This window comes from Massilia sp. BGA-UO-ETr-WB1, from assembly GCF_059567845.1.
Genome location: NZ_JCAQOT010000027.1, coordinates 1,146,559 through 1,172,579 on the forward strand (window position 1 = coordinate 1,146,559; position 26,021 = coordinate 1,172,579).

Genomic DNA, 26,021 nt, shown 5'->3' on the forward strand with positions numbered 1-26,021 from the left:
GCCTGCCGGCGCGGGCCCTCGCACATGAAACTGATCCCCCTATTCGCGCTGACGCTGGCCGTCGCGCACGGCGGCGCTGCCGCGCAAGATATCCCCGAACGCACTTGGACCACCTCGGCCGAACTGGGCGCCATCACCACCACCGGCAATACCGTCGGCACTTCAGTCACCGGCAAGATCGATGCGCGCCAGGAGCTGGACAGCTGGAGCAACGAGTACATCCTGAGCGGCTACTTCAAGGAAGACGAAACCCACGCCGACAATGGCGACAAGGTGCGCGAGCGCTCGGCGGAACGTTTCGCGCTGTCCGCCAAGGCCGCGTACAAGCTGCTGGACGAAAACAAGAAACTGTTCGTGCTCGGCTCCCACGTGGACGACAAGTTCGGCGCCTACACCACGTACAGCTCCTTATCGGTCGGTCACAGCTCGCGCGTACTCAAGTCGCGCGACAAGACGCTGGACGTGGAGCTGGGTCCGGGCTACTTCACAGGCACGCGCGCCACCGGCGAATCCGAGAATGGCGTTACCGTGCGCGGCGCGGCCTCGATGCGCTGGCAGCTCAGCCCTTCGGCGCTGTTCACGCAGACGGTCAGCATGGAGCGCGGCACCTCGAACCTGCACTCGCAGGCCGAAACGGCGCTCAGCACCAAGATCAACGGCACCATGCAGATGAAGGCCGCCTTCAGCGCCCGCAGCGACACCAATGTCCCGGACGACAAGAAGAACACCGATACGCAAACCTCGCTGACGCTGGTGTATTCCTTCTAAACCGCGCCCATGATGTGCGGCAGCCAGGCTGCCAGCACGCCCTGCACCGCCGTGTAGTACCAGATCAGCGCCACGTTGTTCAGCGTAGCCCGGCTGTCTGCGGTAAGGTGGCGGCGCCAGGAACGCGCGCACAGGTACGGCGCGGCCAGCGCCAGCAGCACCACATGCAGCGCCTGGTAGGCACTCAGCACCGCCACCGACGCGCTCCACGCATCCCTCTTCGGCGACAATCCGGCCAGCGTCTGGCTCGCAATGTCGCAGCCCACCGCAGCCAGCGTACACGCCAGCGCCGCCATCACCAGCAGGCGCAGGCCGCGCTGCGAGTCTCCAGGCATCCCGCCCAGCCGCGCCGGCCGGCACGCCAGCGCAATCAGTCCAGCCCCGGCCACCCACAATAAGCTCGCCAGCCATGACCATTGCGCCGCCGGCAGGCTGGCGCCCGGCGGCGGACACACGGCCAGCTTCATCGACAGATGGATGTGCGTGAACGCGAACGAGGCGAAGATACAGCCGTCCACCACCAGCATGATCACGCAGGCCCACCACGAATGGCCTCTGCTTCCGCGCTCCCCCACGGGAAGCTGCAGCCGGTCCGCCACTTTCGCGCTTGCCATGGGCGGCACGCGGTCGGTCTGCCACAGCCAGGCCAGCACGGAGGCCACGGCCAGCACGCCGCACAGCCAGGCGGACACGGTCCATTTCACGGTGAGCAGCAGGAAGTAGCCTGCGGTGCCGGCCGCCGCCACCAGCGGCCACCAGCTGTCGCCCGCCAGTATCAGCAGGTAGCGCGGGCTGGCATCCCGCCAGCTGGTGAAGATGGTTTCGCGCCGTCCGGTGACTGTGCCGGGCAGGAAGTGCGCGCCGCGCTGCACCTGTTCCGCCAGCCCCTCCTGCTCCCACAGCGGCTCGGCCGACGTCACCAGCGGTATGCTGCGCGGGCCGTATTCCTCATCGGGCAGCCACTCCATGGTGGCCGCGCCCCAGGGGTTGCCCTTGTCCTGCTCGGGGCGGCACAGCGTGCGCACCACCTCCACCGTGAACAGCAGCACCCCGGCGGCGAACACGAAAGCGCCGATGGTGGAGACCATGTTCAGGCCATTCCAGCCCAGGTCCGGCGCATAGGTGTAGACCCGGCGCGGCATGCCTTGCAGGCCCGTGATGTGCATGGTGAAGAAGCCCAGGTTGAAGCCGCCGAACATCAGCCAGAAGGCCCAGCGGTTCCAGCGCTCGGACATGGTGTGCCCGTTCAGCAGCGGCAGCCAGTAGCAGATGCCGGCGAACACCGGGAACAGCATGCCGCCCACCAGCACATAGTGCAGGTGCGCGACGATGAAGTAGCTGTCGTGCGCCTGCCAGTCGAAGGGCAGCACGGCCACCATCACACCGGTCAGCCCGCCGAGCGCGAAGATGGACAGGAAGCCGAGCATGAACAAGGTGGGGCCGTTCATGCGGCCGCCATGCGCATCGCGCCGCACGCCGCCCCGCCATATCGTGGCGAGCCACGCGAACACCTGCACCGAGGCCGGAATCGCCACCACCATGCTGGCAGCCGACACCAGGCTGGCCGACAGCAGCGTGAGGCCGCCGGTGAACATATGGTGCGCCCACAGCGCGAAGCTGACGATGCCGGTGACGGCCATCGACCAGATCACCGCGCGCCGCCCTACCAGCGGCGTGCCGGCAATGGCGGGCAGCATGGTGGAGACCAGCCCGGCGGCGGGCAGGAAGATGATGTACACCTCCGGGTGGCCGAAGAACCAGAACAGGTGCTGCCACAGGGCCGGGTCGCCGCCACGGTCGGGGATGAAGAAGGGCCAGTCCCAGGCGCGTTCCAGCTCCAGCAGCGCGGTGCCCGCGATCACCGCCGGGAAGGCGAACACGATCATCAGCCCGACGATCAGCATGGCCCAGGCAAAGACCGGCATGCGCGCCAGCGTCATGCCCGGCGCGCGCGTGAACAGGATGCCGACCACCAGTTCGATGGCCCCTGCGATGGCGGAGATTTCGATGAAGCCTATGCCCAGCAGCCAGAAGTCCGCGCCCAGGCCGGGCGACCATGCCTTGCCGGTGAGCGGCGGATACATGAACCAGCCGCCGTCCGGCGCCAGGCCCGCGAACAGCGTGCAGAAGAAAGCCAGGCCGCCGATGGCGTAGGCCCAGTAGGCATAAGCGGACAGGCGCGGGAACGGCAGGTCGCGCGCGCCCAGCATGTTGGGCAGCAGGTAGACGGCGAACGCTTCCACCACCGGGATGGCGAACAGGAACATCATCACCGTGCCGTGCATGGTGAAGACCTGGTTGTAGGTGGCGGCGTCCAGCAGGGTGTTGTCCGGCACCGCGAGCTGGAGGCGCATCAACAGGCCAAGCACGCCGGCCAGCAGGAAGAACAGCAGCGCGGTGGCGAGGTACAGGCGGCCGATGTTGGTGTTGTTGACGGTGCTGAAGTGGCGCCAGCCGGTGGGTGTGCGCCACACCTTTTCCAGCTGCTCCAGCTCGTCCGGCGGGCGCGGCAGGCTGTTGGGGAGCTCGCTCGGGGGCTGGCTCATTTCAGTTGCTCCAGGTAGGCGGTCAGTGCTTGCAGCGACGCCGGGTCGATGCCGGCGGCGCCGGGCATGCGCACGCCGGGCTTGTGTGCGTTCGGATCGGCGATCCAGGCCGCCAGCGCGCCGGGTTCGTTGCGCAGCGTGCCGGCGGCCAGGTACAAGCGGCTGGCCACGTGGGTCAGGTCCGGGCCCGCGCCGGATAGCGGCAAGGGCGCGGCGACGGCCGCCGGCCCCTGCCCCGCGCCAGGCTGCGGCGGGCCGCCGGCGAGACCCGCCTGCCCGTCGGCGGTGCGGACTACGTGACAGGCGGCGCAGTGCTGCTGGAATACGCTGCGGCCGAGGGCAAGCCGCACCGGGGCGGCCATGGCGCCGTCCGCGCGGGATGCGTCGGCCGCAGCCGGCAGCGTCCCGCCGCCCGGGCGTGCGGGCGATTCGGCGGCTGGCGGCTGCGGGCGCGCCTGGTGCGCCAGCCACGCGGCAAAGGCGGCAGGCGGCTCGACGACCACGTGCAGCGCCATCTTCGCGTGCTGGATGCCGCAGTATTCGGCGCACTGGCCTCGGTACACGCCGGCCTTCACCGGACGCAGCGAAAGCCCGGTCATCCGGCCCGGCACCATGTCCATCTTGCCCGCCAGCGCAGGAACCCAGAAGCTGTGGATCACGTCCATGCTGGTGAGCGCCAGGTACACCGGCCGGTCCGCCGGCAGATGCAGCTCGTTGGCCAGCACGATGTCCGCGCCGCCCGCCGGATCGCTGTAGCGCACTTCCCACCACCACATCTTGGCCGTCACCGATACCACCAGCGCGCCGCGCGAGGTTTGTGGGTCGAGCTGCGCGCTACGCCAAACGTTATAGGCCATCAGCGCCGACAGCACGGCAACCGGCAGCAGCAGGCCGCCGCCGATGATCCACAGGCCCGGGCGCAGCGGCCGCCCGCCTTGTCCCGGCCTGCCGTCCTGCCCGCGCCGTCGCAAGCCCAGGCCCAGCAGCAGCATCACGCCGCCGAAGATCAGCGCCGCGCCCGCGATCAGGACCCACGCCATCTGCGAGATGATGGCCGCGTCGGCGCTGGCGGGGGCGAAGACGGCGTCCATGTTCAGCGCAGCGTATAGAGATAGGCCGCCATGTCGCGCGCGTCCTCCGGCGACACGCCCATGGCCGGCATCAGCGTGCCAGGCTTGACCGCCGCCGGGTCGGCAATCCAGCGCTGCAGCAGGTCGGGGGAATTGGGCAAATGGCCGGCGATATAGCTGGCGCGGCCGAAGGTATCGAGCGCCGGGCCTCTCCTGCCCTGCGCGCCTTCCACGCCGGGAATGCTGTGGCAGGCCGCGCAGTGGTAGCGCTCCAGCAGGAGCCGCCCGGCGCCGGCATGGCCGCCGGGTACGGGGATGGGCGCCGGACCGTCGTCGCCGCACCCGGCCAGCAAAGCCAGGGGCAGAGCCATGCAGCTGACTGTCCAATAGGTGCGCACCGCTGAACTCCTGTGCTGATGAGGCCAGTAGTTATAATACAAGAATGCAAAAATTGGCTAATTTCTATTGACTGATAACAATGTCATCAAACCGGCGCCGGCTGATGCTCAAAACCGTGGCTGCGACAGCGGCCGGGCTGGCTGCGCTCGGCGCGCTGACCGCTTACGCCGTGGTGGAAGGCGGCTGGTATGACGTGGCCGCCAACCGCCAGCACTGGCAGCCGGTGCACACCATGCTGGAACGGGCCATGCACGCGTCCGTGCGGCGCAATGCCGGCGCGATCTCCGCGCCGCCGTTGGACGAGCCGGAACTGATACGGCGCGGCGCTGCCCTTTACCGCAGCCATTGCGTGGTCTGCCACGGCGGCCCGGGCATCGCGCAGGAAAAATTCGGGCAAAGCATGCAGCCCGTGCCCGGGCCGCTGGTGGACGCGGCGCGGCGCTGGAGTCACTCTGAGATGTACTGGATCGTCCGGCACGGCATCAAGATGAGCGGCATGCCGGCGTGGGAATACCACATGGCCGAACAGGACTTGTGGGCCACGGTGGCGTTCCTGGCCGAGATGCCCCGGATGACGCCTGCCGCCTATAACGACTGGATGGCGCAGGCTGTGGCAAACGGCCCGCTGGCTGCTGGCGCGCGCGCCGGCGGAGCCTCGGCGCCCACCGCCGGCGCTGCGCCGCCAGGCACACGGCCCGGCCGGCCCGCGCGCGGGCGCGCCGCACTGACGCAGTATGCCTGCCATGCCTGCCACATGATTCCCGGCGTGAGCGGATCGCGGGTCTGGGTCGGGCCGCCGCTGGAGGGCATCGCGGACCGCGCCCTGATCGCCGGGCGGCTGCCCAATTCCAGCGCCAACATGGCGCTCTGGGTGCGCGACCCGCGCCACGTGGAGCCGAACACCGCCATGCCCGTGCTGGGCGTATCCGAGCAGGACGCGCTGGACATCGCCGCCTACCTGCAAACGCTGCACTGAACGCGACAGCAGGCACGCCGTGCGTCACGCATTCGCGAAATGCGCAATCATGTACCGATGAGCGACGACCATACCCCGCAGGCGGCCGACACCGGCCAGCGCGGTTTCCTGCACCGCGTTGTGCTGATGGACGGCATCGCCGCCCTGTTCCTGCTGACGCTTGCCGCGCTGTGGTTCGCGGCGGACGCGCTGCTGCTCATCTTCGCCTGCATCCTGTTCGCCATCCTGCTCAACGCGCTGGCCGGCATCGCCCACCGGCGCCTGCACTTGCCGTCGCGCCGCCTGGGGCTGGCGCTGGTGCTGGTCCTGCTGGCGGCGCTGTTCGGCGTGGGAGGCTGGCTGATGGCGCCGCAGCTGTCGGAACAGGCCAGCCACCTGGCGCAGGTGGTGCCCACCTCGCTCGACCAGGTGCGCGCCGAACTGGCGCGCTACCCCAGGCTGCGCAGCCTGCTCAACGAAATCCCCACCAACAAGGAAATCACGCGCCAGATGTCCGCCCTGGTGCCGAACGCCGGCCTGTTCTTCTCGGGCGTGCTCGGCGCGCTGGGCAATGCGCTCATCATCCTCGCGGTGGGCATCTATTTCGCCATACGCCCGCAGTTCTACGTGAACGGCATCGTCACGCTGGTGCCGCCCAGCCGCCGCCCGCGCGCGCGCGCCGTGCTGGACGAAATCGGCGACACGCTGTCCAAATGGCTGGTGGGGAAAGCCTGCTCGATGGTGGCGGCCGGCGTGATGACCGCCGTGGGCCTCAGCCTGCTGGGCGTGCCGATGGCGCTGCTGCTGGGGATAATCGCGGGCCTGCTGGACTTCATCCCCTACGTGGGGCCGCTGATGGCGGGGGTGCCGGCGCTGCTGATCGCCTTCTCGGACAGCCCCACGCAAGCCCTGTACGTGCTGCTGCTGTTCGGCGGCATACAGGTGGTGCAGGGCTATCTGCTGGAACCGCTGATCGACCAGCACACGGTGGCGCTGCCGCCAGCGCTCACCATCGCCATGCAGGTGACGTTCGGCGCGGTGTTCGGCATGGCCGGTGTGGCGCTGGCCACGCCGATGACGGCGGTGCTGATGGTGCTGGTGGTGATGCTGTACGTGCAGGACGTGCTGGGCGACGATGCCAAGCCGCCCGCGCAGATGGCGAAAAAGGATTAGCCCGGCACCGGCGCCTGCTTTTGCGTCTGGTACAGGCGGGCATAGTGGCCGCCGCGTTCCAGCAGCGCGTCGTGGCTGCCCGACTCCGCGATGCGGCCGGACTCCATCACCACGATGCGGTCCGCCTTCTCGATGGTGGACAGGCGGTGCGCAATGACCACCGTGGTGCGGCCCTGCATCAGCACTTCCAGCGCTGCCTGCACCTGGCGTTCGGACTCGGTGTCCAGCGCGCTGGTGGCTTCGTCCAGGATCAGGATGGGGGCATTCTTGTACAGCGCGCGCGCGATCGCCAGGCGCTGGCGCTGGCCGCCGGACAGGCGCGAACCGTTCTCGCCCACCTGCGTCTGGTAGCCCTGCGGCTGTTTCATGATGAAATCGTGCGCGTAGGCCGCGCGCGCCGCCGCTTCGATGCGGGCCTGGTCCGGCGCCGGGTCGCCGTAGGCGATGTTGGAGGCCAGCGTGTCGTTGAACAGCACCACGTCCTGGCTCACCAGCGCGATCTGCGAGCGCAGCTCGGCCAGGCGGTAGTCGCGCAGGTCGTGGCCGTCGAGCAGGATGCGGCCCTGGCCCACGTCGTAGAAGCGCGGCAGCAGGCCGGCCAGCGTGGTTTTGCCGCTGCCCGAACCGCCCACCAGCGCCACCGTCTCGCCGGCCGCGATGTCCAGCGACACGTCGCGCAGGGCCGGCGCTGCGTCCGGGTCGGCAGCGTTGTACTGGAAGCCCACGTTTTGCAGCGAAATACTGCCGGTGGCGCGCTTCAGCTCGCGGGTGCCCTCGTCCACTTCGGCCGGCGCGTCGATCAACCCGAACACCGACTTGGCAGCCGCCAAGCCGCGCTGCAGCGGCTCGTTAATCTTGGTCAGGTTCTTGATCGGCGACTGCATGGCCATCAGCGACACCATGAAGGCGACGAAGGCGCCCGGCGACAGATGGCCGGCGCGGGCACGCAGCAGCGCAAAGTAGATCACCGCCGACAGCGTCATCCCGACCAGCATCATGATGGCGCCGGAATTGAGTGCGGCGGTAGCCGCGTGCTTCACCGCCAGGTGACGGTTGTGCTTGACCACGTCGTGGAAGCGGCGCTGCTCGTACTTCTCGCCGCCGAAAATCTTCACCACGCGCTGGCCGCCGATACTCTCGTCCAGCACGCTGCTCAATTCACCCATGGCGGCCTGCGCATCCTCGGCCAGGCGGCGCATGCGGCGCCCCGCCACCGTCACCACCACCGCCACCAGGGGCAGCAGGCCGAAGCAGAAGCAGGCCAGTTGCCAGTCGATGGTGATCAGCAGGATCAGGTAGCCGATGGTGGCCACCGAATCGCGCACGAACACGTTCAGCACGTTCAGGCCGGCCTGGGCCACCTGGGCCGCGTCATATGCCACGCGCGACAGGGTGGCGCCGGTGGAAGTCTGATCGTAATACTTGTTCGGCAGGCGCAGCAGGCGCGCGAACATGGCTTCGCGCATATTGGCCTGCACGCGGCTGGTGAGCCAGGCCGAACCGTAATCGGCGGAAAAACTGCTCACCATGCGCAGCAGCGCCAGGCTGGTGATGACCAGCGGGATGCTCCACAGCGCCGCCTCGGCCGGATTGCCGGGCAGCAGGGAGTCCAGCCAGCCCTGCACTGTCACCATCATGCCGCCGGTGGCGCCCTGGATGGCGCCCAGCGGCCCGGCCGCCGAGCCGGCCGGCTGCAAGGCGTCCACCACGTTCTGCAGCTGGCGGATCAGCATGACATCGGTGGCCGCAGCAATGCCCACTGCGATCAGCGTGGCGAGCATGGCGCCTAGATAGGGACGGAACTGCCCGAGCAGGCGGAAGTAGAGTTGGCGGCTTTGCACTAGAACACTGTTTCTAATTACGGAAGCCTGCATTGTAATCGCATAAAATGCCCACGGCACCCCATCACCCTAATAAAAGAGACCGCTATGAGTTACGAGACCAGTTACGAAACTTTGCAAGTGAGCCTGGAAGCGCATGTCGCCGTGATCCGCCTTAACCGACCGGACAAAGCCAACGCCATGAACCTGGCCATGTGGCACGAGATCCGCACCGCCTTCGAATGGGCCGACAGCACGCCGGAAGTACGCGCCGTGGTGCTGGAGGGCGAAGGCAAGCTGTTCACGTCCGGCATCGATCTGCAGATGATGATGGGCCTGGCGGCCTCGATCCGCAACGACTGCGATGGCCGCACCCGCGAAAACCTGCGCCGCACCATCCTCGACCTGCAGGACTGCCTGAGCAGCCTGGAGCGCTGCCGCAAGCCGGTGCTGGCCGCCATCCACGGTGCCTGCATCGGCGGCGGCATCGACCTGATCACCTGCGCCGACATGCGCTACTGCTCGGCCGACGCCTGGTTCAGCGTGAAGGAGATCGACATCGGCATGACGGCCGACGTGGGCACCCTGCAGCGCCTGCCGCGCCTGATCGGCGAAGGCATGGCGCGCGAACTGGCCTACACCGCCCGCAAGGTGGACGCGGCGGAAGCGCGCGAGATGCGCCTGGTGAACCGCGTGTTCGAGTCGCCCGAAGCGCTGGCTGCGGGCGTGCGCGAGATCGCCGCCGGCATTGCCGCCAAGTCGCCGCTGGCGGTGCGCGGCACCAAGGAAATGATCAGCTACGCGCGCGACCACAGCGTGGCCGACGGCCTGAATTATATTGCCACCTGGAACGCCGCGATGCTGATGTCGAACGACTTGCAAGCGGCCATGATGGCCAATATGAGCAAGCAGGTACCCAAGTTCAGCGATTAGTTTCAACCTTAATCGCTTGATATAGAACAAATATCAATATCTCAATGTTGTCTTTCCATACACTGAAACTGCGCGGCGCATCTTGCGCTGCGCTGACTTTCTCAGTGAAAAGGAGAGTGCATCATGAGAACTCCAGCAAGAACTTTGTACGCGGTGCTGGCGGCGGCCCTGCTCGTCTCCGCCGCCCCGCACGCGCAGGCCGACGTAACCGTACTGAATACCGGGTTTGACGACGTCGGCGCGCTGGGCGGCTGGCTGTTTGTCAACCAGAGCACGCCGGCCGGTTCGCCCTGGTTCCAGGGCAACGGCGGCATCTTCCCGGCACAGGCCGGCGGCGGCAACGCCTACATCGCGGCCAATTTCCTCAGCGCGGCCCAGGGCAGCGGCACCATCGACAACTGGCTCATCACTCCCGAACTGAGTTTGCCGGGCGCAGCCACCCTCAGCTTCTACACGCGCAGCGCGGGCACGGCCGGCTTCAGCGACCACATGGAAGTGCGCTACTCGACCGGCGGCTCGGCCATTGGCGACTTTAGCAACGTGCTGCTGACCGTCGGCGGCGGCGGGCCCTATCCGGCGGACTGGCAGCAATACACGCTGAACGCCGATCCCGGCAGCAGCGTCCGCTTCGCCTTCCGCTACACCGGCACGGCGGACAATGCCGACTACATCGGCCTGGACACGGTGGTGGTGAATGCCGTGCCGGAGCCGTCCGAGTGGCTGATGCTGGCGGCGGGCCTGCTGCTGGTGCTGTGGCGCGCGCGGCGTGCGCGGCGGGCGCGCCCATCCGTAGCGCGCCTGCTCGCCATGGCCGCGCTGCTGGCCGGTGCGCAAGGCGCCACGGCCGCCGGGCAGGACGGCATGATACTGGTGCGCGACGCTGAAACCGGCGCGCTGCGCGCCCCGACGGCGGCCGAGTTCGCGGCCCTGCAGGCGCGGCAGGTGCGCCCGCCCGCAGCGGCGCCGCAAGTATTCCAGCGGCCGGACGGCACGCGCCAGTCGCGCGTCAGCACGCGCCAGGTCTACGCGGTGGCCACGCGCGGCGCGGACGGCACGCAGGCCAGCACCTGCGTGCAGGGCGAACAGGCGGCCGAAGCCGCTCTGCGCCAAGGAGTCCACGCCCGTGGCGCCAACACCGGCGAGGAGCACAGCCATGAACGCCGTTAAACGTCGCCCCGCCCCCATTTGGGCCACACCCGCCCAGCACTTGCGCCGGCTGCGCAGCGCCACGGCCGCCATGGCAGCCTCGCGCATGTTGCGGGCAACTGCGGCCGCCGCCCTGCTCTGCTGCGCCGGGCTGGGCGCAGGCTGGGGTGCAGCGTGGGCCGCCGTGCCCATCGTCATCATCGTCGGCGACGGTCCCGGCGAAGGCTTCAACGATCCCACCCCAGCCGCGCCGGTCGGCGGCAACACCGGCACCACGCTGGGCGAGCAGCGCCTGATCGCCTTCACCCACGCCGCCAACATCTGGGGCAGCCAGCTCACCAGCGCGGTGCCGATCCGCATCCGCGCCGCATTCGATCCGCTGCCGTGCAGCGCCAACAGCGGCGTGCTGGGCTCGGCAGGCGCCTGGGACGTGTTCAGCGACTTCACCGGCGCGCCCAAGCCCGACACCTGGTACCCCGCCGCGCTGGCCAACAAGCTGCACGGCGCCGACCTGTCCGCTCCGGCCGACCCGCACATCGGCGCCACCTTCAACTCGCGCCTCGGCCTGGCGGCGGACTGCCTGCCCGGCGGCGGCTTCTACCTGGGCCTGGACGGCAACTTCGGCACCGGCACCGACTTCGTCACCGTGCTGCTGCACGAAATGGGGCACGGCCTCGGTTTCCAGACCTTCACCGACGAAGCCAACGGCCAGTATTACGCCGGCAAGCCCTCGATCTGGGACCACTACCTGCTGGACAACCGCCTGGGCCATGAATGGGTGGAGCTGACCCCGGCCCAGCGCGCCGCCTCGGCCATCAGCAACGACGGCCTGTCGTGGAACGGTCCGCTGGTCACGGCGGCGGTGCCGGCCGTGCTGGATCCGGTGTCCCGCCTCACCGTGGCGGGCCCGGCCGCCGGCCCGGCCGCGCGCGACTACGAAGTGGGCGACGCCTCCTTCGGCCCGCCGCTGGCCAACCCGCCGCTGGCCGGGCAGGTGATGCCGGTGGTGGACCAGCCCGACGGACGGGGCCTGGCCTGCGATCCCCTGTCGCCGCAGAACGCGCTGGCCGTGTACGGCAACGTGGCCCTGGTGGACCGCGGCAGCTGCACCTTCGTGCAGAAAGCGCTCAATCTGCAGAACGCGGGCGCCATCGCCATGATCGTGGTGGACAACGCGCCCGGGCCGGTGACGGGGCTGGGCGGCGCGGACCCGGCCATCGTCATCCCCGCCGTACGCGTCACGCAGGACGACGGCAACGCCATCCGCGCCCAGCTGCAGCGGCGCTCGCGCACCCGCTCCGGCGTGAGCGCCAGCCTGGGCGTGAATCCGCTCAAGCTGGCCGGGGCGGACGCCGAACGGCGCATCCTGATGTATGCGCCCAATCCGCTGCAGCCGGGATCGTCCGTGTCGCACTACAGCACGTCGGCCAAGCCCAACCAGCTGATGGAACCGGCCATCAGCGGCGACCTGACGCACGACCTCGCCCCGCCGCGCGACCTGAGCCTGCCGCTGCTGAAGGACATCGGCTGGTAGAAGCAAGGACAAGCAAAAGAAGTAGGCAAGCCGGTCGCCATCGGGTCTAATGGGGTTTTCATTGCCCTGCATCCATGTCCCGATCCGGCGCCCTGTTCAAACTTCATTTCGCCGCCCTGCTGTTCGGCAGCACCGCGCTGTTCGGTCATGCCATGAGCGCCAGCCCGACCATGATCGTGCTGGGCCGCACCGCGTTCGCCGTGCTGGCGCTCGGGCTGTTTGCGCTCTATAGCAGGCGCGCCCCGTGGCAGGCCCTGGCGGCGCGCGAGATCGGCAAGCTGATGGGAGCCGGCGTGGTGCTGGCGCTGCACTGGGTCACCTTCTTCATGGCCGTGCGCAGCGGCGGCGTGGCGCTGGCCACGCTGGGCTTCGCCTCCTTCCCGGTGTTCGTGGCGCTGCTGGAACTGGCCATCCTCGGCGAACGCCTGCGTCCCAGGGACGTGGCGGTCCTGCTGCTGGTGCTGGCCGGGCTGGTGTTGATCACGCCCGCCTTCGACCTGCGCAACGCCTCCACGGCAGGCCTGCTGTGGGGCATCCTGTCGGGCGCCATCTACGCCTGCATCGCCGTCTTCAACCGCTACTTGTCCAGCGCGGCCAGCGGCACGCAATCGTGCTGGTGGCAATGCCTGGCGGCGGCCTGCGTGCTGGCCCCGTTCGGCTGGCGCGAAGCCGCCGCGCTCGATGCCGGCGAATGGCTGCTGCTGGCCTGCCTTGGCGCGGTGTGCACCGGGCTGGCCTACACCATGCTGATCCACGCGCTGGAACAGGTGAAGGCGCAGACGGCTGCCATCGTCATCTGCATGGAGCCGGTGTACGCGATCGCACTGGCCTGGCTGGTGTTCGGCATCGCGCCCGGCGCCTCCGTGCTGCTGGGCGGGGCGCTGGTCATCGGCGCGGTACTGCTGTCGACATTGCAGCCCAGAAAGCTGGCCTGAATGATAAAATATTGTTTATTCGCCATGATGCATCCGGACCATGCCTAAAAATCGGACACTGCTGCCCGGCCTCGCCGTTACGCTGCTGCTGCATGCGGGGCTGATCGCCTTGCTCGCCGCGCCCGGCCGCCCCGCGCCGCAGCCCGACACGCGCCGCATGATGGTGTGGCTGACGCCGCGCGCCGTCGCGCCCGCACCGCCGCCCGTTGCCGTGTCTGCCAACGCTGCGGCCCCCCCGGTGGCGGCCGCCGCCAGGCGCCCTGCGCCGCCACCGCCGAACCGCCCCCGGCAGCCCGGCGCAGCCAATCCAGCCGCCGAGGCTGAACCGCAGCCTTCCATGGCCGTCCTGCCCGCCGCCCCCGCTACGGCGGCAGCGGAGCACACCCCAGCGCAGGCCGCCCCCAGCCCGCCCGCCGACCCGTTCGCGCCCGCAGCCGCGCCTGTCCAGGGCAAGTTCGACGTGAACGCCGCCATGAAGTCGGCCCGCAAGCTGGCCACCGCCAAGTCCACCAAGGACGATCCGCCGGTCGCGCAGATCTACGACAAGCCGCTGTACGGCCTGCCGTCCGACACGCCGCTGGGCAGCGCCGTCGGCAAGACCGCCCGCGCGGATTGCAAGAGCATAGCGTCCGGCACCGGCATCCTTGCCTTGGTGATCCTGCCGGTGATGATACTGACCGATAAAAAGGACTCCGGCTGCAAGTGGTAGCCCATGCTTGACCGATGTTCAGCCGATGCTTGGCCTGCACCTAGCCCAGGGCGCCATGGCTGTCTATACCAGGGGAGCAACAAGATGTTTTTGAGCAATAGCCCGCGCCGTGGTACATTTTTGTTCAAAACAACCTATATACCGGTACGACCACCCCTTGCCCGACCTGGACTCTAGCCACCGACGTTCGCTGATTGCCGTGCTGCCCGCGCTGTGCACCGTGCTCCTCTGCGAGCGCGCGCTGGGCGCGCCTGCGCCGGATGCGCTCGCCGTCATCTATCCGGACATCGGCCAGCCCCACCGCAAGATCTTCACCGAGATCATCGAAGGCATCGAAGAGCAGGCCAAGCTGCGCGTGCGCGGCTACCCGGTGGCCGCCAATGCCGACTTCGCCGAACTGCAAGCCACGCTCAAGCGCAACGGCGGCAAAGTGGTGATCGCGCTCGGCCGCCAGGGCCTGCAGGCGGCCAACGCCTTCGACGGCTCCACCGGCATCGTGGTGGGCGGCGTCAGTTCGGCGCCGGACGGCGAGCGCCTGCGCGGCATCACGCTGCTGCCCGACCCGGCCCTGCTGTTCAGCTACCTGAAAAGCATGATGCCCCAGGTGCGGCGCGTGATCGTGGTCTACAGCCCGCAAGCCAGCGCCGCCATGATACGGCTGGCGCGCGAGGCGGCGCGCGGCCAGTCGCTGGAACTGGTGGGGCTGGAGGCGGCCGACCTGGCCACCGCCGCGCGCCGCTACGAAAGCGCCTTCTCCTCCGCCGACGGGCGCTCCGACGCGCTGTGGCTGCCGCCCGACCCGGTGACGGTGGACGAGCAGACCATCGTGCCGCTGGTGCTGAAGGAGTCGTGGAACCGCAGCGTGCCGATTTTTTCCAGCAGCATCCTGCATGTGAAAAAAGGCGCCCTGTTCGCGCTCTACCCCAACAATTACGAGCTGGGACGCGACCTGGCCACGCTGGCGCTCGGCGTGCTCAACGGCGACAATCCGCGCCCCGGCATGATGCCGCTGCGCGCTGTCCGCACCGCGTTCAACTGGCGCTCGGCCAGCCACTTCGGACTCTCTGTTGCCCTCGGACAACAGCGCACCTACGACGCGATTTTCCCCGAACCTTGATGGCTGCTGGGCCGCCCGGGCGCGCCCGCGACACAATTTTAACGATTTGTTAATTGTTTCCGCTGGAAATTAAATTTCTTTCTAATCCGCCAAGTAAGTGGAATATACTACCGGCAGTAATTTGGCCGAAGTATGGCGCTAGCTGTATGAGACCCGCCGAGGCCGCACTGGATAGCATAATGATCAAAATGACAATTGAAGCCGGCCGCCGCCTGCGCGTCAGCGCCGCGCTGCTGCTGGCATTAGGGACATGCTTCGCCGCGCCGGCCGCCACCGCCGAACTGGACGATGCGGACAGCTATATCGAACTCCCCGGCGCCGGCGCCGCCGCGCGCACCTCGGTCGGCGAGGTGATGGCGCGCATCGAATCCGGCCTGCCGCGCGAAGTTCCGCGCAGCGTCATCCGCCCCATCACCCTGGCCCAGCTGGAAGACCAGCTGCGCCGCCCCGAAGTGCAGGCCTCGATCGGCAAGGGCACCATCGCCGTGCTCTATCCCAACGTGGAGGCGCAGTTCCGCCACGCCTTCACCAGCATCATCCAGGGCATCGAAGAGCGCACCAAGCTGCGCGTGCGCAGCTACCCGGTCGATCCCAAGGTGGACATCGCCGAGCTGAACGCCACGCTCAAGCACAACGGCACCAAGGTCGTCATCGCGCTGGGCCGCCAGGGCCTGAACGCGACCGCCGGGCTGGACCGCGAGATCACCGTGCTGGTGGGCGGCGTGCTGCTGCTGTCGGATGCCGAAAACGTGGCCGGCATCAGCCTCACGCCCGACCCGGCGGTGCTGTTCGCGCGCCTGCGCGCGCTGCTGCCGGACCTGCGCCGCGTGGTGGTGGTGTACGACCCGGCCAAGAGCGACTGGCTGATCCGGCTGGCGCGCGACGCCGCCCGAGTCCAGGGGCTGGAGCTGGTGGCGCACGTGGCCACCGACCTGGCGCGCGCGGCCCAGCTCTACCCGCAAGTGATCGGCGCGGCCGACAACCGGCGCGATGCGCTCTGGCTGCCGCACGACAGCACCACGGTGGAGGAAAGCACCATCCTGCCGCTGGTGCTGCGCGAATCGTGGAACAGCGGCGTGCCGGTGTTCTCGTCGAACATGCTGCACGTGAAAAAAGGCGCGCTGTTCGCCATGGCGCCGAACAACGTGGAGCTGGGCCGCACGCTGGCCAGCTCCGCGCTGGGCGTGATCGCCGGCGACGGAAAGCGCCGCAGCCTGACCCCGCTGCGCGAGCTGCAGACGGCCATCAACCTGCGCACCGCCAGCCACATGGGCCTGAACCTGGGCCACCAGCAGCAACGCAATTTCGACTACGTATTCCCGCAGCCTTGACGATGTATTTTTGCAGCCTACTTCCGGTGGACTATGTTTCATAATTATTTGCGCCGTACAGGATTCCGCCGTCAGCTGACCGTCATCGTCTCGGCCGCCATTCTCGGCCTGGCGCTGTTCTCGTCGCTGATGAACTCCTGGGAAGCGCGCGGCCGCATGCGCGACCACTTCACCGAGCAAGGGCAGCGCATCGCCGACAACCTGGCCCGCCAGAGCACGCTGGCGCTGCTGTTCCACTCGGCCGAGAATGCGCGCGACGTGGTCAGCACCACGCTGGCCTTCCCGGACGTGGTGGGCGTGCAGATCAGCGACGCCAAGCACAAGCCGCTGCTGCTGCAAGGCCCGCTGAGCGCCCGCCTGTCCGCCATGAGCGCGGCCCAGGCCGGCCCGGCCAACGCCAGCCTGGTGGGCGAGAGCTCCGAAGCGTGGCTGTTCGGCGCCCCCGTCTACGGCGGCCAGAGCGAAGCGTCGCCGTTCGACATGCAGGACCAGAAGCCGCAGCTGCTGGGCTACGTCCATGTGCAGGTCGGCAAGGACACGCTGAACCGCCTGACCTGGTCGCTGCTGGTGGGGAACATGGCGCTGACCCTGTCCTTCGCCGTCATCCTGCTGGCCCTGGTGCGCCTGCTGACGCGCCACATGATCAATCCGCTCAACGCGCTGTCGAACCTGATGCGCCGCGCCGAAGCGGGCGAATCGGGCATGCGCGCCGCCCCGGCCGGTCCACGCGACCTGATCGACATGGCGCAGGCCTTCAACAAGATGATGAACGTGCTCGAGCAGCGCGAGGCCGAGCTGAAGGAATCGCGCGACGCGGCCGTCAACATGGCCGAGATGAAGGCGCAGTTCGCCGCCACCGTCAGCCACGAAGTGCGCACGCCGCTCAACGGCGTGGTCGGCATGCTGGACATGCTGAAGGAAATGCGGCTCACGCAGCGCCAACAGGAATGCGTGGACGTGGCCTGGAATTCCTCGCGCACGCTGATCGACCTGATCAACAACGTGCTGGACTTCTCCAAGATGGACGCCGGCAAGCTGACGCTGGAGGAAACCGATTTCGAACTGCGCAAGCTGCTGGAGGAAGTGATCGAGCTGGTGGCGCGCCCGGCGCAGCAGAAGGGCCTGGAGCTGGCCTACCTGGTGGCGCCCGGCATCCCCGAACGCATCACCGGCGACGCGCTGCGCCTGCGCCAGATCCTGATCAACCTGATGGGCAACGCCGTCAAGTTCACCGAAAAGGGCGAGGTGACGCTGCGGGTCTCATTGGCAACCTCGTTGGCCACCTCCCCGGACGCCGGCGCGGCCGGCATCGCCCTCGAATTCGAAGTGCGCGACACCGGCATCGGCATGACGCGCGAGGTGCAGCAGCATTTGTTCGAGTCCTACGTCCAGCCCGACCCGTCCACCACCCGCCGCTACGGCGGCACCGGCCTCGGCCTGGCGATCTGCCGGCAGCTGGTCAACCTGATGGGCGGCGACATCCGCGTCGACAGCACGCTGGGCAGCGGCACCGCCTTCGTGGTCGCCGTGCGCTGCCAGGCCGCGCCAACCCAGCTCTCCTTCCAGGCCGACCCGGCGCTGGCCAATGCGCGCGTGCTGGCGCTGGACGACAGCGCCACCGTGCTGGCCTTCATCAAGGACGCGCTCACCCGCCACGGCATGACCTGCTACCTGAGCGGCTGCGGCCGCGAAGCCATGGTGGAGCTGAAAGAGGCGGCCGAAGCCGGCCAGCCCTACCACGTGGTCATCATGAACATCGGCGCCACGGACGACCAGGGCAGCGGCATCGCCGAGCGCATCGCCGCCGCCGGGCTGTCGCCGCACCTGCTGCTGATGGACCGCCACGGCGGCACCGGTTCGCCGCCCGACGCCCACGCCAGCAGCCACGCCGTGCTGCCCAAGCCGCTGCGCCAGTCGCGCCTGCTGAACGCCTTGCACGAACTGCTGGCCGGCCGCAGCCACGCCGAGCCGCCGCACGCGCAGCCGGGTGGCGCCCTGCCCGCACGCCAGTTCCGCGTGCTGGTGGCCGAGGACAACCGCACCAACCAGATGGTGGCGGCCGGCATGCTGGCCATGAACAACTGCGTGTGCGAGTTCGCCGCCAACGGCCGCGAAGCGGTGGAAGCGGCCAAGCGCAGCCGCTTCGACCTGATCCTGATGGATTGCAGCATGCCGGAAATGGACGGCTACGAAGCCACCGCCCACATCCGCGTGGCCGAGGAGGCCGAAGGCCTGCGCACGCCGCTGGTGGCCATGACCGCCAACACCCAGCGCGGCGACGCCGAGAAGTGCATGGCGGCCGGCATGGACGACTACCTGGCCAAGCCGATCACGCTGGTGGAACTGCGCCACAAGCTGCAGAAATGGCTGCCGCACGGCGGCGACGCCCAGGCCGCCGGCGGCGCGCATGCGGCGCCCGCACCGGCGGCGCCTGCCCTGCCGGCCGGCCCGAATGCCGGCCCGCACTCCGGTGCGCATCCCGGAGCGCATGACCCGGCGCCGATCGACATGGAAGTGTTCGAGAAGCTGCGCGAGATCCTGGGCGCGGCGCTGCCGCACGCCGTCTCGCCCTTCCTGGAAGATTCGCCGGTCTACCTGAACGAGCTGGAACAGGCCGTGCACACCGGCGACAGCGACACCGCGCGCGCCCGCGCCCATGCGCTGAAAGGCTCGTCCGGCAACCTGGGCGCCAACGCCCTGGCGCTGCTGGCGCAACAGATCGAAGCGCTGGCCATCGAGCGCCGCCTGGCGCACATTGCCCCGCTGCTGCCGGCGCTGCGCGCCGAATACGGCAGCGTGGCCGCCTTCCTCAGCGCCGAAATGAGCGCGGACGACCAGGAAACCGACGCGCCGCGGGAAGAACTGGCCTCGGTGCTGATCGTCGACGACGACCGCAGCACCCGCAGCACCCTGCGCTACACGCTGCAGCGCGACGGTTTCCAGGTGGAGGAAGCGGCCGACGGCGTGCAGGCGCTGGCCATGCTCAAGCGCTTCCACCCGGACGTGATCCTGATGGACGCCGTGATGCCGGTGATGGACGGCTTCACCGCCTGCGCGCGCCTGCAGGAACTGCCGGGCGGCAGCGCCATCCCGGTGCTGATGATCACCGCGCTGCAGGACAATTCCTCGGTGGAGCGCGCCTTCGCCGCCGGCGCCAGCGACTATATCCCGAAACCGATCCACTACGCCGTGCTGTCGCAGCGCGTGCGCCGCATCATCGAAGCGAACCGCGCCGAGAAACGCATCCGCCACCTGGCCTATAACGACCTGCTGACCGGGCTGCCGAACCGCACCCTGTTCTTCGAGCTGCTGGCGCAGGGCATCCAGCAGGCCAACAACGACAACAAGCTGCTCGGCGTGCTGTTCATGGACCTGGACCGCTTCAAGTACGTGAACGACAACCTGGGCCACGACGTGGGCGACCGCCTGCTGGTGGCGGTGGCCCAGCGCGTGCGCCACAGCGTGCGCACCGTGGACACTGTGGCCCGCCTGGGCGGCGACGAGTTCACCGTGGTGCTGAGCGACCTGGACGGCCCGGCCGCCGCCGCCACCGCCGCGCACAACATCTGCCGCGTGCTGGCCGCGCCGTTCCAGATCGACGGCCACGACATTTTCGTCACCAGCAGCGTCGGCATCGCCATGTACCCGCACGACGGCAGCGACGTCGCCACCCTGGTCAAGCACGCCGACAGCGCCATGTACCGCGCCAAGAAGACCAACACCGGCTTCCAGTTCTATGAAGCGTCGATGGAGCAGTCGATCTCCGAGCACGTGCGCCTGGAGAGCGACCTGCGGCGTGCGCTGGAGCAGGAGCAGCTGGAGGTGTACTACCAGCCGCAGGCCAGCCTGGAAGACGGCCAGATCATCGCCATGGAGGCACTGGTGCGCTGGCGCCATCCGACGCGCGGCATGGTGCCGCCCGGCGAGTTCATTCCGCTGGCCGAGGAAACCGGCTTGATCAACCCGCTCGGCGACTGGGTGCTGCGCACCGCCTGCGCCCAGCTGCGCAGCTGGATACAGCAAGGCCTGCCGCCGCTGCGCGTGGCGGTCAACCTGTCGGTGCGCCAGCTGCTGCAGAAGGAGTTCGCCGCCTCGGTGGAAGCGGTGCTGGCCGACACCGGCCTGCCGCCGCACCTGCTGGAGCTGGAGATCACCGAGAGCACGCTGATGGAAAACGCACAGGACACGCTGAAAGCGCTGCACCGCCTGCGCGGCCTGGGCGTGCGCCTGTCGATCGACGACTTCGGCACCGGCTACTCCTCGCTGTCCTACCTGAAGCGCTTCCCGGTCGACATCATCAAGATCGACCGCTCCTTCGTGCGCGACGTGCCGATGGACGCGGACGACGTGGCCATCGTCACCGCCATCATCGCGCTGGCCCACAGCCTGCGCCTGGAAGTGGTGGCAGAGGGCGTGGAGACCGAAGCCCAGCTGAACTTCCTGAAGGGCCGCAACTGCGACCTGATGCAAGGCTACCACCTGAGCCCGGCCATTCCGGCCGACCAGTTCGCCGCCCTGATCCGGCAGCGGGAAGGCGCGGCACTGCGCTGATCCGCCCCCATCCGACCCCAGAGGCCCGCCATGCGTTTGTCCACTTGCCTGTCCGCGATCCTGCTCGCCATCCAGCCGCTGGCGGCGCTCTCCGCTTCCACCGCGGCGTCCGCCGGCCCGCCGGACCTGAGCGAGGAGGATGAACTGGCGCTGGTGTACGGCGACAAGGCCTCCGTCAGCATCGCCACCGGCAGCGCGCAGCCGCTGCGCCGGGCGCCGGCCGTGGCCACCGTGATCACGGCCGCCGACATCGCCGCCATGGGCGCGACCGACCTGGACCAGGTGCTGGAAACCGTGCCCGGCATGCATGTGTCGCGCTCGGCCATCAACTACGAGCCGCTGTACATCGCGCGCGGCATCTACAGCGTGAACAACCCGCAAATGCTGATGCTGCAGAACGGCGTGCCGATGACCACGCTGCTCACCGGCAGCCGGGGCACGCTGTGGGGCGGCTTTCCGGTCGACCATATCGCCCGCATCGAAATCATCCGCGGCCCCGGCTCGGCGCTGTACGGCGCCGACGCCTACAGCGGCGTGATCAACCTCATCACCAAGGGCGCGGCCGACACGCCCGGCACGCAGATGGCCGCCGGCGGCGGCTCCTTCCGCACGCGCGAGGCCTGGGTGCAGCACGGCGGCAAGCTGGGAGCGCTGGAAGTGGCGGCCTACCTGCGCCTGGGCAGCACGGACGGCTTCCGCTCGCTGGTCACGGCCGACGCACAAAGCGCGCGCGACAAGCTTTTTGGAACCCACGCCTCGCTGGCGCCGGGGCCGGTCAACACCGGCTACGACGCGGTGGACGCCCATCTCGACCTGGCGCTGCCGCAGTGGCCGCAATGGCGCCTGCGGGCCGGCTACCTGCTGCGCGCCAACCTCGGCACCGGGGCCGGCGTGGCCTCGTCGCTGGACCCGGTGGGCAAGGGGCGCGGCGAGCGCATGCACGCCGAGCTGGGCTGGACCGACCCCGATTTTTCCGCCGACTGGAGCGTGGGCGCCACCGCCAGCGTGCTGCAGTTCAAGCAGCGCATCACCACCGACCTGCGGCTGTCGCCGCCAGGCACGCGCTTTCCGACCGGCCTGTTCCCGGACGGCTTCATCGGCCACCCGGACACCTCCGAGCGCCAGCTGCGCCTGTCGGCGTACGCGCTGTACCACGGCTGGACCGGCCACAAGCTGCGCATCGGCGTCGGGCATGACGACCTGGACATGTACCACACCGCCACCTTCAAGAACTACATCTTCAACCCGGCCGGGGTGCCGGTGCCCACCGGCCCGGTGATCGACTACTCGCAGATCCAGCCCTTCCTGCTGCCGCAGCGGCGCATGGTGAGCTACCTCAACCTGCAGGACGAATGGCAGTTCGCGCGCGACTGGACCTTGACGGCCGGCGTGCGCCACGACCGCTATTCCGATTTCGGCGGCACCACCAATCCGCGCGTGGCCGTGGTGTGGGACGCGGCGCTGGACCTGACCGCCAAGCTGCTGTACGGCCGCGCCTTCCGCGCGCCCTCCTTCAACGAGGAATACGGCATCAACAACCCGGTCCAGCGCGGCAACCCGGACTTGCAGCCGGAGCGCATCGGTACGCTGGAAGCGGCGCTGGCCTGGCAGGCCAGCCAGCGGCTGCAGCTGAACCTGAACCTGTACCGCCATGCCATGCAGCACATCATCCGCAGCGTGCCGAACCAGCAAGCCGGCACCGGCGCCATGTTCCGCAACACCGGCAACCAGCGCGGCAAGGGACTGGAACTGGAAGCGGTGTGGGAAGCGTCGCGCATGGTGCAGGTCACCGGCAGCTACGCTTGGCAGCGCTCGATCGACGCCGCCACCGGGCGCGACGCCGGCTATGCCCCGCGCCACCACCTGCATGCCCGCGCCGACCTGCGCCTGCCCGGCCTCGGCGTCTTCAGCCCGCAGCTGAACCGGGTGGAGAGGCGCAGCCGCGCGCCCGGCGACACGCGTCCCGCCGTGCCGGACTACACCACCTTCGACCTGGCCTTCAGCACCGGCCGCCTGCTGCCGCGCTGCGAACTGTCGTTCGCGCTGCGCAACGCCTTCAACGCCGACGTGCGCGAGCCCAGCCTCGCGCCCGGCGCCATCCCGAACGACTTGCCGATGGCGCCGCGCGCCCTCCACGTGCGCGCCTTGTTCACGCTGTAATTCCGCTTGCAGTTCCGCCCGCAATTCCACTGCAGCAACCCTTCTTACGAAAGGGGCAATAGAATATTTTCACTAATTCTCTCCAAAACTCACACATTGCCTGCTTTTTAAGCTATTATCTCGCGCTGCAACATTTATTGCCTTTCGGAACACAATGTTGCAAAACTGCTAGTTAATATCGGCTTATCGGAGAAGCCGATTCGCCCATATTGAGGAGCTTATATGTTTGACAATGTCGACTATGAACGACAGGAGAAGTCACGTCCTGCCGCCCCTGGCAAGATCGCCAAAACCGCCAATACCGCCGCCAAGGCCATGGACATGGCCGACCTGCTGGTCGCCTACCTGGAACAAATGGGTGTCGATTATGTGTTCGGCGTGCCCGGCGGCGCCATCGAACCCCTGTACGACGCGATCGCCCGCAACCAGCGCAGGGGCGGCAATCTGAGCCATATCGTGGCGCGCCACGAAGCCGGCGCCGCCTTCATGGCCGACGGCTATGCCCGCGAGACCGGCAAGCTCGGCGTCTGCGTGGCCACCTCCGGCCCCGGCGCCACCAATATGCTGACCGCCGTCGCCACCGCCTACGCCAACGGCGTGCCGATGCTGGTGATTTCCGGCCAGCCGGCCCTGCCCTCGTTCGGCAAGCACACGCTGCAGGAGTCGTCCTGCACCGGCATCGACGTGCTGGGCATGTTCCGCCACTGCACCCGCTACAACTCCCTGGTGTCCCATCCCATGCAGCTGGAATGGAAGCTGATTACCGCATTGCAGCATGCAAGCCGCGCGCCGTCCGGCCCGGTGCACCTGAGCGTGCCGGTCGACGTGTTCCGCGCCCCCAGCAATGTGCGGGTGCCGAGCTACGACATGAACAGCCTGCTGGAGCCGGCCGCCCTGATGGACGAAGCCGGCGTCGAGCGCCTGCGCGCCCTGCTGGCGCGCGCCCGCAACGTGGTGGTGCTGGTCGGTTCCGGCTGCGGCGAGTCGATCCATTCCATCCTGCAGTTCGCCACCCTGAAGGGCGCCACCTTCGTCACCACGCCGGACGCCAAGGGCCTGGTCAGTCCGCAGCACCCGCTGTACCGCGGCGTGTTCGGCTTCGGCGGCCACGCCACGGCCGAAGCGGCCCTGCGCGATCCGTCGGTGGACTTGATCATGGCCGCCGGCACCAGCATGGGCGAATGGAACACCGGCGGCTGGTGCGAGAGCCTGCTGAACAACCGCCTGGTCCACATCGACGAATCGGAAGAGCACCTGGCGCGCACGCCGATGGCGCGCCTGCACCTGCGCGGCAGCCTGGGCCTGGTGTTCGACCGCCTGGTCGGCCACATCCAGCAGGAAAATCCGCAGGACGAGCAGGCCACGGCGCACCGCCGCGCCATGCGCGAGCTGTCCTTCAAGGCCTGGCGCACCTCGGACATGCTGGAAGCGCCGCACGCCTACTTCAGCGACGCCAGCCCGATCAAGCCGCAGCGCCTGATGAAGGAGCTGGGCGACCTGTTCCCGCACAGCACCCGCTTCCTGGCCGACGCCGGCAACAGCATCGCCTGGGCCGCGCACTACCTGCAGCCGCAGGACCGCCGCATGGGTGAGCGCCGCAGCGCCGACGGCGAACGCCCGCGCGACCTGGGCAAGCGCCGCAGCACCGGCGGCTGGCTGCGCCTGACCAGCCACTTCGCCCCCATGGGCTGGGCCATCGGCGCGGCCATCGGCACGGCGGCCGGCAACCCGCACGCGCCGGTGGTGTGCATCACCGGCGACGGCAGCATGCTGATGAGCGGCCAGGAATTGTCGGTGGCCGTGGCCGAGCAGCAGTGCGTGATTTTCGTGGTCCTCAACGACCGCGCGCTGGGCATGGTCAAGCACGGCCAGCGTCTCGGCGGCGCCGAGCAGATCGGCTACGAACTGCCGCCCACCGATTTCGCCGCCCTGTCGCGCGCGCTGGGCGGCCGCGGCCACACCATCCGTTCGGCCAAGGACCTGCAGGCGCTGGATATCAAAGGCATCTGCAACTACCCTGGCCCGACCCTGCTGGACGTCTACATCGACCCGGAGGAAGTGCCCCCCATGGGCAGCCGCCTGCGCGTGCTGATGGACGATGGACAATAAGGAGGACGCCATGCAAAAACTACAAGACAAAATCGTCCTAATTACCGGCGGCAGCAGCGGCATCGGCCTGGCCAGCGCGCAGCTGTTCCAGGCCCAGGGAGCGCAAGTGGCCATTACCGGACGCGACGAGCAAGCGCTCGAGCAGGCCGGTGCCGCACTGGGCGGCAAGGCCCTGCTGATACGCAGCGATGCCGGCCAGTTGGCCGCCATCGATGATGTGATGGCGCGGGTCCGCGCGCACTACGGCCGCTTGGACGTGCTGTTCATCAACGCCGGCGTCGCCAAACCGGCACCGATCGAACACACCAGCGAAGCCGCCTTCGACGAGCAGATCGGCGTCAACCTGAAAGGCGTGTTCTTCACCATACAGAAAGCGCTGCCCCTGTTCGGCGCGGGCGGCGGCAGCATCATCGTGACCACTTCCATCACGAACCAACTCGGCTCGCCGATGTTCAGCGTGTACGGCGCCGCCAAGGCCGGCCTGCGTTCGCTGGTGAAGTCGCTGGCACTCGAACTGGTGGGGCGCCGCATCCGCGTGAACGCCATCAGCCCCGGACCGATCGCCACGCCCATGTTCGACCGCCTGGGCCTGCCGCCCGAAGTGGCGGCCGCAAAGAAGCAGGCCATCGCCGAGAAATCGCCCAGCCGCCGCTTCGGCACGGCGGATGAAGTGGCCAAGGCCGCGCTGTTCCTGGCCTGCGACGACTCGTCCTATATGGTGGGCGACGAGATCGTGGTCGACGGCGGCATGAGTCTGCTGTGAGG

Annotated in this window: 18 protein-coding genes; 14 read left to right on the top strand and 4 right to left on the bottom strand. The window is 68.6% G+C overall.

Going from position 1 to position 26,021, the window contains the following annotated elements; genetic code table 11:
- Positions 1–24: 24 nt before the first annotated feature.
- Positions 25–768: a DUF481 domain-containing protein gene (locus tag AC56DV_RS31835; RefSeq protein WP_496318198.1), complete on the top strand. Its 744-nt coding sequence runs from the start codon at positions 25–27 to the stop codon at positions 766–768.
- On the opposite strand, the gene AC56DV_RS31840 is transcribed toward AC56DV_RS31835, so the two are convergent.
- The 3 genes from AC56DV_RS31840 to AC56DV_RS31850 are packed head-to-tail and all read right to left on the bottom strand — an operon-like array spanning position 765 to position 4,755.
- Positions 765–3,314, bottom strand: a complete 2,550-nt coding sequence (locus AC56DV_RS31840) for a cbb3-type cytochrome c oxidase subunit I (RefSeq protein ID WP_496318199.1) — start codon at positions 3,312–3,314, stop codon at positions 765–767. The genes AC56DV_RS31835 and AC56DV_RS31840 overlap by 4 nt on opposite strands.
- The gene (locus AC56DV_RS31845; RefSeq protein ID WP_496318200.1) at positions 3,311–4,405 is read right to left on the bottom strand and encodes a cytochrome c oxidase subunit II; all 1,095 of its coding nucleotides are present in this window, start codon (positions 4,403–4,405) and stop codon (positions 3,311–3,313) included. The genes AC56DV_RS31840 and AC56DV_RS31845 overlap by 4 nt, the downstream gene beginning before the upstream one ends.
- A 2-nt stretch (positions 4,406–4,407) precedes the next feature.
- Positions 4,408–4,755 (bottom strand): c-type cytochrome, encoded by a 348-nt coding sequence (locus tag AC56DV_RS31850; RefSeq protein WP_496318201.1) that lies wholly within the window; start codon positions 4,753–4,755, stop codon positions 4,408–4,410.
- 131 nt (positions 4,756–4,886) lie between these two features.
- Between AC56DV_RS31850 and AC56DV_RS31855 the strand changes: the two genes are divergently transcribed.
- The gene (locus tag AC56DV_RS31855; protein ID WP_496318202.1) at positions 4,887–5,759 is read left to right on the top strand and encodes a c-type cytochrome; all 873 of its coding nucleotides are present in this window, start codon (positions 4,887–4,889) and stop codon (positions 5,757–5,759) included.
- 57 nt (positions 5,760–5,816) lie between these two features.
- A complete protein-coding gene (locus AC56DV_RS31860; protein WP_496318203.1) occupies positions 5,817–6,911 on the top strand; it encodes an AI-2E family transporter in 1,095 nt (364 codons plus the stop codon).
- Here AC56DV_RS31860 and msbA read toward each other — a convergent pair.
- On the bottom strand, positions 6,908–8,752 hold the full coding sequence (gene msbA, locus AC56DV_RS31865) for a lipid A export permease/ATP-binding protein MsbA (protein ID WP_496318204.1): 1,845 nt from the start codon (positions 8,750–8,752) through the stop codon (positions 6,908–6,910). The two genes, AC56DV_RS31860 and msbA, sit on opposite strands and share 4 nt — an antisense overlap.
- An 87-nt stretch (positions 8,753–8,839) precedes the next feature.
- Between msbA and AC56DV_RS31870 the strand changes: the two genes are divergently transcribed.
- The 11 genes from AC56DV_RS31870 (at position 8,840) to AC56DV_RS31920 (ending at position 26,019) form a co-directional block, all read left to right on the top strand.
- Positions 8,840–9,664: a crotonase/enoyl-CoA hydratase family protein gene (locus AC56DV_RS31870; RefSeq protein WP_496318205.1), complete on the top strand. Its 825-nt coding sequence runs from the start codon at positions 8,840–8,842 to the stop codon at positions 9,662–9,664.
- Between the two features lie 123 nt (positions 9,665–9,787).
- Positions 9,788–10,831, top strand: a complete 1,044-nt coding sequence (locus tag AC56DV_RS31875) for a choice-of-anchor J domain-containing protein (protein ID WP_496318206.1) — start codon at positions 9,788–9,790, stop codon at positions 10,829–10,831.
- Positions 10,818–12,344: a PA domain-containing protein gene (locus tag AC56DV_RS31880; RefSeq protein ID WP_496318207.1), complete on the top strand. Its 1,527-nt coding sequence runs from the start codon at positions 10,818–10,820 to the stop codon at positions 12,342–12,344. Before AC56DV_RS31875 ends, AC56DV_RS31880 begins: the two co-directional genes overlap by 14 nt.
- Positions 12,345–12,418: 74 nt before the next feature.
- Positions 12,419–13,279 (top strand): DMT family transporter, encoded by an 861-nt coding sequence (locus tag AC56DV_RS31885; protein WP_496318208.1) that lies wholly within the window; start codon positions 12,419–12,421, stop codon positions 13,277–13,279.
- 40 nt (positions 13,280–13,319) lie between these two features.
- On the top strand, positions 13,320–13,988 hold the full coding sequence (locus AC56DV_RS31890) for a hypothetical protein (RefSeq protein WP_496318209.1): 669 nt from the start codon (positions 13,320–13,322) through the stop codon (positions 13,986–13,988).
- Between the two features lie 157 nt (positions 13,989–14,145).
- The gene (locus tag AC56DV_RS31895; protein WP_496318210.1) at positions 14,146–15,105 is read left to right on the top strand and encodes an ABC transporter substrate-binding protein; all 960 of its coding nucleotides are present in this window, start codon (positions 14,146–14,148) and stop codon (positions 15,103–15,105) included.
- Positions 15,106–15,284: 179 nt separating this feature from the next.
- Positions 15,285–16,436, top strand: coding sequence for an ABC transporter substrate-binding protein (locus AC56DV_RS31900; RefSeq protein WP_496318211.1), 1,152 nt, complete (start codon positions 15,285–15,287; stop codon positions 16,434–16,436).
- Positions 16,437–16,484: 48 nt separating this feature from the next.
- Positions 16,485–20,987: an EAL domain-containing protein gene (locus AC56DV_RS31905; RefSeq protein ID WP_496318212.1), complete on the top strand. Its 4,503-nt coding sequence runs from the start codon at positions 16,485–16,487 to the stop codon at positions 20,985–20,987.
- 30 nt (positions 20,988–21,017) lie between these two features.
- The gene (locus AC56DV_RS31910) at positions 21,018–23,147 is read left to right on the top strand and encodes a TonB-dependent receptor plug domain-containing protein (RefSeq protein WP_496318213.1); all 2,130 of its coding nucleotides are present in this window, start codon (positions 21,018–21,020) and stop codon (positions 23,145–23,147) included.
- A gap of 222 nt (positions 23,148–23,369) precedes the next feature.
- A complete protein-coding gene (locus tag AC56DV_RS31915; protein ID WP_496318214.1) occupies positions 23,370–25,256 on the top strand; it encodes a thiamine pyrophosphate-binding protein in 1,887 nt (628 codons plus the stop codon).
- A gap of 10 nt (positions 25,257–25,266) precedes the next feature.
- Positions 25,267–26,019, top strand: a complete 753-nt coding sequence (locus tag AC56DV_RS31920) for an SDR family oxidoreductase (protein WP_496318215.1) — start codon at positions 25,267–25,269, stop codon at positions 26,017–26,019.
- The last annotated feature ends 2 nt before the right edge of the window (positions 26,020–26,021 follow it).